Origin of the sequence: Blautia sp. AM47-4 (assembly GCF_003479865.1) — a bacterium.
In the GTDB taxonomy this organism is placed as follows: Bacteria; Bacillota; Clostridia; order Lachnospirales; family Lachnospiraceae; genus Fusicatenibacter; species Fusicatenibacter saccharivorans.
The window spans coordinates 163,443-176,215 of the sequence record NZ_QUHY01000003.1; the positions used below are offsets into that span (position 1 = coordinate 163,443).

9 protein-coding genes and 1 pseudogene are annotated in these 12,773 nt (G+C 44.2%); all 10 read right to left on the reverse strand.

The features are described from left to right. Positions 1-13: 13 nt before the first annotated feature. Positions 14-4,363: an ABC transporter permease gene (locus DW965_RS03330; protein ID WP_119198028.1), complete on the reverse strand. Its 4,350-nt coding sequence runs from the start codon at positions 4,361-4,363 to the stop codon at positions 14-16. Positions 4,364-4,370: 7 nt separating this feature from the next. Then, positions 4,371-5,075 carry an ABC transporter ATP-binding protein gene (locus DW965_RS03335; protein ID WP_022461251.1) on the reverse strand — a complete coding sequence of 235 codons (705 nt, stop codon included), beginning with the start codon at positions 5,073-5,075 and terminating at the stop codon, positions 4,371-4,373. Positions 5,076-5,200: 125 nt separating this feature from the next. Further along, the gene (locus DW965_RS03340; RefSeq protein ID WP_147345116.1) at positions 5,201-5,404 is read right to left on the reverse strand and encodes a hypothetical protein; all 204 of its coding nucleotides are present in this window, start codon (positions 5,402-5,404) and stop codon (positions 5,201-5,203) included. A gap of 192 nt (positions 5,405-5,596) precedes the next feature. After that, positions 5,597-7,119: pseudogene (locus DW965_RS03345) on the reverse strand (glycoside hydrolase family 43 protein). A gap of 13 nt (positions 7,120-7,132) precedes the next feature. Beyond that, entirely contained in the window at positions 7,133-9,133 is a 2,001-nt protein-coding gene (gene bglX, locus DW965_RS03350; RefSeq protein WP_243036318.1) for a beta-glucosidase BglX, read from the reverse strand. After that, positions 9,049-9,348 carry a hypothetical protein gene (locus DW965_RS19585; RefSeq protein ID WP_243036319.1) on the reverse strand — a complete coding sequence of 100 codons (300 nt, stop codon included), beginning with the start codon at positions 9,346-9,348 and terminating at the stop codon, positions 9,049-9,051. The genes bglX and DW965_RS19585 overlap by 85 nt, the downstream gene beginning before the upstream one ends. A 2-nt stretch (positions 9,349-9,350) precedes the next feature. Continuing rightward, the gene (locus DW965_RS03355; RefSeq protein WP_022461254.1) at positions 9,351-10,916 is read right to left on the reverse strand and encodes a DUF5597 domain-containing protein; all 1,566 of its coding nucleotides are present in this window, start codon (positions 10,914-10,916) and stop codon (positions 9,351-9,353) included. A 10-nt stretch (positions 10,917-10,926) separates the two neighbouring features. Next, positions 10,927-11,361: a carbohydrate ABC transporter permease gene (locus DW965_RS19590; RefSeq protein ID WP_243036321.1), complete on the reverse strand. Its 435-nt coding sequence runs from the start codon at positions 11,359-11,361 to the stop codon at positions 10,927-10,929. Next, entirely contained in the window at positions 11,337-11,777 is a 441-nt protein-coding gene (locus tag DW965_RS19595; RefSeq protein ID WP_243036323.1) for a carbohydrate ABC transporter permease, read from the reverse strand. Before DW965_RS19595 ends, DW965_RS19590 begins: the two co-directional genes overlap by 25 nt. A gap of 16 nt (positions 11,778-11,793) precedes the next feature. Beyond that, positions 11,794-12,702, reverse strand: coding sequence for a carbohydrate ABC transporter permease (locus DW965_RS03365; RefSeq protein WP_022461256.1), 909 nt, complete (start codon positions 12,700-12,702; stop codon positions 11,794-11,796). Between the last annotated feature and the right edge of the window lie 71 nt (positions 12,703-12,773).

Genomic DNA, 12,773 nt, shown 5'->3' on the forward strand with positions numbered 1-12,773 from the left:
CTTTTTCTGTTGTTTACTCCACGCTTTTCAGCGATTCAATCATATCAATTTTTCTTAACCGGTAGAACATCATAAAGTTGACGAACAGGGCAAACGCAAGGGTAATCAGGGCGCTCCAGCCGTAGCTCCGCGGGAACACGTTTCGTCCGAACATCATCAGATCGACCTCGACGGTCTGAATTACGCAATGATGTAAAAACGTTCCAATTCCCATGCCCGCGATAACACCGAACAGTGTCAGCACCATGTTTTCCCGGTACACGTACGATGCCACCTCGCCGTCGAAGAAGCCGAGCACTTTCAGCGTTGCCAGCTCTCTCTGTCGTTCGGTGATGTTGATGTTGTTCAGGTTGTACAGCACCACAAACGCCAGCAGGCCCGCCGATACGATCAGCACCACGATGACGATGTCGAGGGAACGAAGCATGTTGTCAATCTGATCAATCAGGTCGGATGTGAACGAGATTGCCGCTACACCGTCGTACGTCATGATTTTTTCTCCGAGCGCTGTCTCATAATTACTCGACGTGTCCTGATATTTCATCAAAAGCTGGTTGTAATCCGGCGCTCCGCCGAACAGCTCCTCGTAGAGATCCGGGGCCAGATACAGGTAATGGCGCACGTAGTTTTCGACGATGATCGAAATCTTTACGTCCACAATATCGTCGCCTTTTTTCAGCTGAACCGTGTCGCCTGCTTTTACGCCGAGCATCGTTGCTGTCTTTTCGCTGATGGCTGCGCCGCCGTCGGTCGGGAATTCGTAAACTTCTCCGCTTTTCCGGTCTCGGAAGGCATAGAAGTCATTGAAATTCGTCAGTTCTTTCGGCACTTCAAGCACTGCATCCACGGTCTTTTTGTCGGTCTGCAGTTCGATGTTCTGGCAGTACATTTCCAGCAGCTCATCGATGCCGCTGTAGTTTTCCAGATCGGTCTGCAATGCTTCTTTTTCGGATTCATCCACATCTGAATTCAGCACAGCATTCGCCTGATAGGTGAAGAGGCTGACGAACTGGTTTTTCGCAATCGCGGTGATGGAATCCTGAAGGCCGAAACCGACGAGGATCAGACCCATGCATCCGCCGATTCCGATAACGGTCATGAAGAATCGTTTTTTATACCGCACCAGATTCCGCACGGTTGATTTCTGCGTAAAGTTCAGATGTTTCCAGAGTACGCCGATGCGTTCCAGGAAAATCCGTTTGCCGTTTTTCGGTGCTTCCGGCCGCATCAGCTCTGCCGGACCTGCGGCGAGTTCTTTGTAGCATGCCGCGATCGTCGCCACGCCGGTGCAGGCTGCACTCGCCAGAATCGCAAGGCCTCCCTGCTCCCAGTTCAGCGGGGTCATGTAATACGGGAGTCCGGTATACAGCATGCCGTAGGCATTCATAATAACCCAGGGCAGGATTTTTTCTCCAACCACCACGCCCGCGAGAGCGCCGGATACGGTGGAGAGCATCGCGTATGCGAAATATTTAAAGGCGATCACGCCGTCGGAATAGCCGAGGGCTTTTAACGTTCCGATCTGCTGACGCTGTTCCTCGATCATTCGTGTCATCGTCGTCAGGCTGACGAGAGCAGCCACGAGGAAGAAGATAACCGGGAAGAATTTTCCGATATTCGAGATACGGCCGGCATCCTGACCGAAGCTCTCAGTTGACGTTACCTTATTCCGTCCCCAGACGTACCACGTTGGTTTTTTCAGGTCTGCGAGTGTTTTCTCACCGTCCGCAATTTCCTGCTTCGCATCCACGATTTCTGGTTCGGCGTCGGCTTTTGCTTTTTCGTATTCGGCTTTGCCGTCCTCAAGTTCTTTTTCTTTATCGGCAATTTCCTGTTTCGCATCCGCAAGGGAGATTTTTCCGTCGGCGATTTCCTGTTTCGCGTCGGCAAGCTGGGTTTCACCGTCGGCAATCGTCTGCTTTGCTTCGGCAAGCTGACTTTCTCCATCGGCGATCGTCTGCTTTGCTTCTGCTAACTGGGTTTCGCCGTCGGCGATCGACTGTTTCGCTTCTGCAATTTGACTTTCTCCATTGCTTATCGTTTGTTTTGCGTCCGCCAACTGGCTTTCTCCGTCGGCAATTGTCTTTCTTCCTTCCGCAAGCTGAGCCTCGCCCGACTGAATCGTCTGCTGATATGATGCAATCTGCTGCTCGCCATCCACGATCTGCGCTCTGGCGGCTGCAAGCTGTGCTTCGCCCTCTTCCAGTTTGCTGCGGTTTGCCTCGATCTGTGCTTCTCCTTCTTCGATCTGCGCTTTCGCTGCATTGAGCTGTGCTTCTCCATCCTCCAGCTGTTTCTGGTAAGCACTTGCCTGCGCTTCTCCATCTGCAATCTGCGCAAGACCGGCTGTAACCTGCGCTTCACCGTTTTCCAGTTCTTCTTTTGCAGCAGCAAGCTCGTCCTCACCGGCGGCGCATTCCTGCTCTTTTTCCGTTAACTGCGCATCTGCCGCTGCAAGCTGATTTTCCGCATCTGTAATCTGTGCCTCTGCTGCTACAAGCTGAGCCTCTGCTTCAGCGCTGGCTGCCTCAAACGCTGCGATGTTTTGTTCCAGAAATGTTTTCTGCTCATGCATCGTGGAAAGCTGCTGTGCTAACTCTGTCTGCTTTGCTTCCAGCGCAGTTTTCTGTTCCAACAGGGATGCATACACTTCATCTTCTTCTGTCAGTCCGTCAAGCTGAGCCGTAATCGCCTCGATCTGCCCTGCCACTTCTGTCTGCGCAGCTTCCACGTCTGAAAGCTGGCCGCCAAGCTGGGCTAACTGATCCTTTGCTGTTTCGTACTGGTTTTTCTGCTCCTCGTACGCTGCTTTCTGCGCTTCATACTGTGCGCGTCCTGCAGCGGTTTCTTCTTTTTTGCTTTCCAGTTCCTCACGCGCGGCGGAAAGCTGTTCCTTCGCAGCATTTAATTCTGTTTCTTTTACGGAAAGCTGTTCTTTTGCCGCATTCAGTTCCGTCTGTTTCTGACTCAGCTCAGTTTTTGCTGCCGAAAGCTGCGCCATTTTTTCTTCTAACTCTGTTTTACCAGATGCAAGTTCTGTTTCTTTCGCTGCGAGCTGTGTCTTTCCGTCAGAAAGTTCTTTTGCTTTCGCTTCCAGTGCTGCCTTTCCGCTTTCCAGCTCTGCTGCTTTCTGATTCAGCGTTGTTTTTCCGCTTTCCAGTTCTGCCGCTTTCTGACTCAGCGTCGCTTTTCCACTTTCCAGCTCTGCCGCCTTTGCTTCCAACGTCGCCTTTCCGCTCGCAAGTTCTGCCTCTTTGTCTTTCAGCGTTGCCTTGCCGGATACCAGTTCCTGTTCTTTATCGGCGATCGTTGCTTTCGCACTGAGAAGTTCCTGCTCTTTTTCTGCAATGGCCTGTTTTCCGTCAAGGAGTTCCTGTTCTTTCTCAGCAATCGTCTGCTTTCCGTCAAGGAGCTCCTGTTCTTTGTCCTTTAACGTCTGCTCACCGTCGAGAAGTTCCTGCTCTTTGTCTGCAATCGTCACTTTCGCGTCGGCAAGCTGCTGTGCACCGTCATCCAGCTCTGTTTTTGCGTCCGCTAATTTCTGCTCTGCATCAGCGACCTGCTGTTTTGCATCATCAATCTTTTCCTGTCCTTCGGTTTTGACTGCCGTATACCGCCGGTCGCACGCCGCATCCTCGAGCGCTTCAATCTTCGTCTGTACAGCCTTCACCGTCTCATCATACGCATCGCTGTAGCTCGCCTCTTCCTGTGCGCCGTCCGCCTGGACGTAAATCTCTGTATAGAGATCCGAGGTAAATGTCTCCGGAAGCAGCAGTGCAAAACTGTTGATGCTTCCGTTTCCAATCGAGCCCGTTCCCCGGTTCAGCTCCATATAATAAGGGAGTGTCGCCGAACCAACAATCGTAAACGTGTCCCCGGTCAGCGAATCTGAGAGCGGATCCTCCGTTCCGGAAGTGAACGTTACCTGATCTCCGATCTCACAGCCGGAACTTTTCAGAAACTGCGTATCAACAAGAATTTCATCCTGTTTCTCCGGCATCCGTCCCTCGACCACGCGCGGCTCATTCACACCGTCCGTCAGCGCAATCAGTTTCACAACCTGCTCGCTCTCGCCGATGTCATGCAGCACTTCCACCGTTTTTCCGCCGTAGACCGCTTTCACGCCATCCGTCTTCGCGATATCCGCCAGATCATCGTCTGTCAGCCCCAGCGTTCCAAGGACTTTCAAATCCATATAATTTACTTCATCATAATACCGGTCCGCCGAAACCTTCATATCCCCTTCCGCCGACCGGATGCCCGAGAAAAACGCCGCGCCAAGAAGCACGATGAAAAAGACTGACAGAAACCGCCCCTTGTTCTTTGTGATTTCCCGGATAAAGTCTTTTCGAAATGCTCTCATCGTCCACCTACCATTCTATCTCTTCCACCGGCGTCGGGTTCTCATTTGTTTTCATGCCCGCCACTTTTCCGTTTCGAATTTTAATCACGCGGTCCGCCATCGGTGTCAGCGCCGAGTTGTGGGTGATGACAATGACCGTCATCCCCTTCTCCCGGCAGGTATCCTGCAGCAGCTTTAAGATCGCTTTTCCCGTCACATAATCGAGCGCGCCGGTCGGCTCATCGCAGAGCAGCAGTTTCGGATTTTTCGCCAGCGCACGCGCAATCGCCACACGCTGCTGCTCCCCGCCCGAAAGCTGCGCCGGGAAGTTATTCATCCGTTCTTCCAGTCCAACCTCCGCAAGTACCTCCGACGCATCCAGCGGATGCTTACAGATCTGCATCGCCAGCTCCACATTCTCGAGCGCCGTCAGGTTCTGCATCAGATTATAAAACTGAAAAACAAACCCAATATCCTCCCGCCGGTACTGGATCAGATTCTTGCCGCGGTACTTGCTGATCTCCGCTCCGTCCACCAGCACCTTCCCCGAAGTCGCCGTATCCATTCCACCGAGGATATTCAACACCGTCGTCTTCCCCGCACCGCTCGGTCCGACCACAATCACAAACTCACCCTTTTCCACATCAAAGCTGATCCCATCCGCAGCCTTGATCGTAACCTCACCCATTTGATAGGTCTTGGTTACATCCTGAAGACTCACATATCCCGCCATGTCGCCGTGTTCCTCCCATGTAAAAAATCGATATTTCCTATTTCTTTTATTGTATCAATCTACAGCCGCGGCGGCTAGTCCTAAGTGGGCGAATTTACTGTTTTTTTATAAATGGCATCCCCCCTTTATTTCAATACTGCCCTGATCATATATCTTATCCCAACCAGAATAATCACCACAGGCATCAGTGCATTGATCCATGCCCAGGTATTATTTAAAAATGCCGTAATGATAAATTCTCTGTACTTCACACAACTGACAATTACCAGCAGACCTCCGGCCGCAATCCATCCGAATAAAAATCTTTTGATCACTGTCCATACTGTCACCGTACCAAAATCCATGACGCTCTATAGCAGAATTACAGAGAAGGAAGGCGATCTTCTTCTGAAAGAGATGATACGAAATACACTTACTTATCTGCCAGGGAAATGGAAAGACTCTTAAACAAGTAATCTTCTATAAACTAAAACACAGCATCGACTGTTTCTTAACAATCGACGCTGTGTTTTTATTTTTAATTATTCATCCAATACCTTCACATTAAATTCCTGGAAGGTACCACGTCCATTCTCTGCAAACAGACCAATATATGTTCCCGTAAACGTCATGGTTTTCGTGCTCTCTGTACAGAGTCCTACCGTTAATCCTGTTCCTAGCATCTGGAAATTTTCTCCATCCAGACTATATGAAAATGTATAATAAGTTTTATCTGTTTCAGCCTAAGCGTAATATTTTCTCCTCTTGGAATTTCCGCACTTGCTGTAACCACAAAAATGTCATGAATATGCTTTGCAAGACAGACTTTATACTTTTCCTGTTCCCTTGTCAGATATATTTCATAATGATAAGAATCATTATAAAATGCTGTCAATCCAGCTCTCATTCCTTGCACATCTTCTGCTGAAACTTTTACTACAGTTTCAGTATAAAACCCCTTTTGTCGAATTCCAATCCATGTAGGGCTCTTAGTTTCATTTAAAGTTACCTTTGTACCTTCCAGGCATAACATCTTCTCTTCCGGATACAATTTATAATTCTTCATTTCGGGATTTCTCAGAAAATTATATTGCAGTTTAAATTTACCATCCGAAAAATTATCATGGAAATTTCTATTTACCGGTTGCACTTCTCCACCCGGAAGCGGACCATCCATAACAGTTGAAATCAAACCATGATTTCCTACAACCGGCCAGCCAGCCTCTGTCCAAACGACAGGTGTAAGAAATGTTTCTCTTCCAAGATTATGAAGCAATACCCTCCTATTTTCATCTGAACAGGTTCTCACTGCCAGACACACCAACCACCAATTTCCATTGTGATCTTCCATTATGTCTGCATGGCCTGTACAATAAATCTCCTCTCGCATGTCTTCCTTGTGAGATAAAATCGGATTATGTGGACATGGTTCATAAGGACCATAAGGACTATCTGCTCTTTGCATTGTCTCCATATGTCCATATTCCGTGCCGCCTTCCGCCAACATAAGGTAATATTTTCCAAACCATTTATATAAATGCGGTCCTTCTGGATATCTTCCACCGCATCCACGGTTAATACACACACTCTCCGTCAATTTTTCTCCTGTAAAAGGATTTACCTCACATAAAAATATACCAGCCCCCTGTTCATCTGAAGTTGTAGATACAAAATATACTTTATCACCATCAAACAATAACGACGGATCTATTCCTCCCTGATCTACCCATGCCGGTTTTGACCATCCTGACTTCATATCTTTTGTATGTACGATGAAGTTTCCCTTTGATGTAACATTTGTTGTTATCATAAAAAATGTTCCGTCATGATAACGAATCGTTGGTGCAAAAATTCCCCCTGAAGGTCTGCTCTCTTCCAACGGAAGCTGTTCTTCATCCGTCAGACAATATCCTTCCAATTCCCAATTCACTAAATTTTTGCTGTGATAAACCGGCACTCCCGGAAAATACTCAAAAGATGAGTTCACAATATAATAATCTTCTCCAACTCTGCATATAGATGGATCCGGATTATAACCGGAAATAATAGGATTTCTGTATTGCATAATACACCTCTTTTTAACCTTTCAATAATTCAAATACTTTACATTCTTCCACTTCACTGCTATTTCCGATAAACACCTCAAATTTTCCCGGTTCACTTCCAAATGTATTGTCCGCTCTTAGGAAGCGAAGCATTTTTTCGTCCACTGTAAAGCACACTTCTTTTTCTTCTCCGGCATTTAATATTACTCTTTCAAAACCCTTCAGCTGTTTTACAGGGCGCACTACACTTCCTGCAATGTCATGAATATAAAGCTGCAAAGTTTCTGTACCTTCTCTGTCACCGGTATTTTTTACTTTTACAGATACCGTAACAGATTCACCCGGCTTCATAACCGTTTTACTTAGCTCTAAATCTGATATTTCAAATTGGGTATATGTAAGGTCATATCCAAAAGAATACAGTGGTTTATTCGGCATATCCAGATATTTCGAGACATAGCGATCCTTATCTTTTCCAGGATGATGTCTACGTCCGGTAGGAAACTCATCATAATGGACAGGAACCTGTGACACGCAATATGGAAAGCTCATTGGCAGCTTTCCTGCAGGCGAAACTGCACCTCTTAATACTTCCACAATAGCAGCTCCTCCCATAGTTCCGGGCATCCAGACTTCCAATATTGCCTTCGCTCTTTCTTCCAATATGCGAATATCTAATGGTCTTCCATTAAATAATACTACGGCAATTTCAGAATTCACCTCCGAAAGTGCCTCAAATAATTCCTGCTGAATCTTAGGAATTTCTATAATTCCTTTACTGGTAGCTTCGCCCGACTGCAGAAAATGTTCTCCTATAGCCAATACAACCACATCTGCTTCTTTAGCCGCCCGCAGTGCTTCTTCCTTCATTTTTTCACAATCTTCCTGTGAGAATTTTTCTTCTGTATAATTTGCAAACCCTTCTAATTTTACATCTTCGGAAAGAATTGGGCATCCCTGAGCATAAACAATTTCATAATCTGCAAGTTTCTCTTCCGCCGCATTTTTTATTGTTATTACATCCTCCGGATTTCCTGTAAAAGACCATCCTCCCAACATATATCTTCTGTCTATATACGGTCCAATCATTGCAATTTTCTTCTTTTTATCCAATGGCAGAATATTATCTTTATTCTTTAATAGAACAAAAGAATTTTCTGCTGTTTTTTGAGCCAATTCTCTGTGTGCTTCACTAAGTATGCAAGCTTTAGCCTTAATTTCATCAGCACCCTTATATGGATTTTCAAAAAGCCCAAGGTCATTTTTCAACTTCATAATACGCCACGCACATTCTTCAATTAGTTCCACACTAATACTTTTGTCTTTTAAAAGTGCAGGTATATTTTCCGGATAAGTACCTGACATCATATCAATGTCTACTCCTGCCTCAAGAGCCTTTTTTGTTGCATCTGCCCTGTCTTCTGCTGCCCCATGGTTTACACACTCCCCAATGGCACCAAAATCAGAAATCAATACACCATCAAACCCCATCTCTTCTCTGAGGATATCCCTCATAAGCCACTTATTTACACTTGCAGGAATTCCATTAATCGTATTAAAAGACGTCATCACTAACGCACTTCCCGCCTCCACAGCCTCTTTATATGCTGGAAGATAAAAATCACGAAAAGTCCTTTCTGATACTTCCACTGTATTATAGTCTCTTCCTGCTTCTGCACCGCCATACCCAGCAAAATGCTTTACGCAAGCCCCCAGTTTCTCCCCGCCACTGATGTCTGCACCTTGATATCCTTCCACCATTGCCCTTGCATATAATCCGTTCAAATATACATCTTCTCCAGTGGATTCCATTACCCTGCCCCATCTAGCATCCCTTACCAAGTCTACCATAGGTGAAAATGTTATATGAAGTCCATCTGCAGCGCCCTCTTTTGCCGCCATAGCCGCACATTCTTTCACAAGATCCGGCTGAAAAGTTGCTCCCTGAGCTAATGGAATTGGATATACTGTTTTATACCCATTAATAATATCCAACATAAATACAAGTGGAATATGGTGTGGATGAGCTTCCATATATTTTTTTGAATCCTCTTTATCTTTTCCGCCCCCATAGTACCTAACACAGTTCCAGCAAGCTGAATATCTTTCTCTGTAATTCCCATTTCCTGCATAGGACCTGATATTACGGCCTCATCATCATACATAGCACCAACCGTCTGAAACAATTGACCAGCTTTTTCTTCTATTGTCATATCGTCAAATAGTTTTTTTAATTCTCCGATTTCCACTACTAACCCTCCTTCTCATCTGTAGTTTCTTTACAATAAATATAATGGCGTACTTCTGCATATTGTCCAAATCCAGACATACTTCTTTCATCCCCGTTCAGCACACGTCCAGAACTCCATTTTCCATTATCAAAAAAACCTTCCTCGAGACATATAATGGTAATACAGTCATGACTACTTTTTTTCGGCAAAAGTCTAATGTCAGTATTATATCCTACAGCCCAAAATTCACTTTCATTTTCTTCTATAATCATCCCTGCACACCCTGGCCTTTCATTTCCTTTTGGTCTGTAAGTCAGTTCCAAATCGCAGCCAGACAAAGAAACAATCGTACCTCTTTCATGCTCATTTCTACACATAAATGCATGTATATTTTCTGTTCCTTTAAATCGAAAATATAATTTTTGCATATTTTTCAAAATTTTATATGTTTCTTTGAGGTATTTTCCTGTTTCTATGCTTGTGAAGGCCAGTACATCTATTTGAAGTTGTTCAAGAAGCTCTTTATCCTGTTTTTGGCGTGTATCTTCCATAAGTCCTTCTATCCCAAAAGGCGAAAAACCAATTGCCCCATATTTCCCAAAAGCATAAAAAGCATTGCTAGCTGTTACCGGATCTCGCCTTGCCTCAGGTATAAACAATGGATTCCCTTCCGTTGCATATTCTTTACATACCCCTTCAAAATCAGAAAGGTATATATCCGGAGCAAAAACATCTATGCTTTTTGCAATATTTCTCCATATTTTTTTATTTCTCGCTATAGGTCCTCCTGATGGGTAATTTCCAGGTCTATCCGGAAACTGATTCAGCCAGGCATTCACATACATCGGAAGTTCATATGCCCTTTTTCCTGCTGCTGCTATGTATTCTACTGCCTGTGCATAATTCCATGCCATAAACATCTCTGCTGCATCCGACTGAAACACTTCACTCCATGTCCCTGATATACCATATATTTTTTCCAGTTCTTCTGGGATATTACTCCTAAATTGCTTCTCTGCTTCTTTTGAATAATCTCTATCTGATTTCAAAAAACCAATTTCATTTTCCACTTGTACCATGAGAACTGTCTGTGATTCTGCATCAATATCTTTCAATTTTTTCATAAAAACCGTAAATGCTCTTGCATCCGCTTTTACTGCATTTTTACAAAGAGGTGATATCGTCTGAGACAATTCTCCCCCTTTATATCTTGCTCTGAAAAATCTCCCGCTATCTCTTTTTACCCAACCTGGAACATAAGTACTTTCTCCATTTTTCCAAAGGCCAAACCACAGTAGTATCAACTTCATTTTTTCTCGTCTCGCCTGGAAAATCAGTTCTTCTAACAAAGAAAAATCATAAACTCCCTCTTCTTTTTCTATATTTTCCCATGCTACAGGAAGAAGAACTGTGTTTAGATTTAGTTCTTTTAATCTGGGCCATACTTGCTTTTCCATATACTGTAGATTACTGGAACTCGAGTTATGAAGCTCACCTCCAAGAATTAAAAAAGGTTCATCATTTACATAAAGTGTTCCAAAACCCTTTTCATCTTTTTTAATCTCTATAGTCTTTTTCATTGGCATTTCTGTAACATCATCCTTTCAAGCCTGACATTTTAATACCCTGTATAAAGTATTTCTGACAGGTTGCAAATACAAACAGTACCGGTGTCAAAGATACCAGTGCCATTGCCATCATCTGTCCAATCTGTACATTTCCCTGTGATCCCTTAAAGAACTGCAGACCCACTGCTATCGTGAATTTCTCAGATGAATTCAGATAGATCAATGGATTAAAGAAATCATTCCAGTTATATACCAGTGCCATTACCAGTACAGCCAGCATGACCGGTTTTACCGCTGGCAGCAATATCTTCGTAAATACCTGCCAGGAATTCGCCCCATCAATCTTAGCCGCTTCATCCAATTCCTTCGGAAGCGTTCTAAAGAACTGAATAAAAAGGAAAATGTTAAAAGCTCCCCCTCCCAGCCAACTTGGAATAATCAACGGCCAGAATGTATCAACCATTCCCAGTTATAATACAGCAGATACTGTGGAATCAGAGTCACCTGGGAAGGCAACATCATGGTTCCAAGAAGAATCATGAATAAGACCGGTGATAATCTGGATTTAAATCTCGCAAAACCATACGCTACTACTGAGGAAGAAAATACAGTCCCTATCGTAGCCAAAAATGTTACGACTGCTGAGTTCTGGAAGAACATACCAAAATCTGCACCCTTCCATCCCTCGATGAAATTCTCCAGCGTCGGATTCGCTGGCAGCAATGACGGCGGCATTTTATAGATATCGGATGTTTCTTTAAAAGAAGTGGATATCATCCATATAAAAGGAAACAAACAAACAATAGCTGCCGCAATCAGAATCGTGTATGTGATAATTCTTCCTATAAGTTTTGCTTGTTTTTGTGATCTTGTTCGCATATATTTCTTCCTTTCATCAATCATCATAGAACACCCAGTACTTGGATGTTGAAATCACTACCAGTGTAATCACCATAATTACAACAAATAAGCTCCATGCCATCATGGATGCATATCCCATTTTTCCATAAAGGAATCCGTTGTTATACATATGTATCGCTGCTGTATAAGTACTGTTAAGCGGTCCTCCATTAGTCAAAATCAATGGCTGCTGGAATACCTGGAAAGCTGCAATGATCGTTACGATCAGATTGAAATAGATCGTCGGGGTACATAACGGCAGGGTAATGGAAAAGATCTGGCGTATCGCACCTGCGCCGTCGATCTGTGCACTTTCATAATAAGACTGTGGAATATCCTGAATTCCCGCCAGCATGATGATGATATTATTTCCTATCGTCCACAGGGACAGGATCACGATTGATATCATTGCAATATTTTTATCTCCCAGCCAGTTCACACCTTTTATTCCAAACAGTGATAACACGTAGTTGATAATTCCATAATCCTTCTGATATATCCATCCCCACAAGATTGTTACTGCCACACCAGAGGTGATGTATGGAATGTAAAATGCTGTCCGGAAAAATCCCAGTCCTTTTACTTTCTTGCTAAGCAGCAGTGCCACAAAAAAAGCAAGTATAATACTACTTGGTACAAACATCACCACGTATTTCAGGGTATTTATAAATGCTTTTATAAACAGTGGATCATCCGTAAATGCATACTTCAGGTTCTCTAATCCAATAAACTTCCCTACCCCGGTTAAATTCATATCTGTAAACATCAGATAAAAAGAATATACAATCGGGTATAATGTCAGCACAAAAAATCCAATCAGCCATGGTGCTGTATATAAGTAAAAATTTCTGGCCTCCCGCCGTTTCATGGCTGAATATACTTTTTTTCCTTTTGGTTTTTTCACTCTTCTTCGCCTCCGTAAATAGAATCTGCCAGTAGCTGAATGAACAAGAAGGTGCTGCATATCGTTCGCAA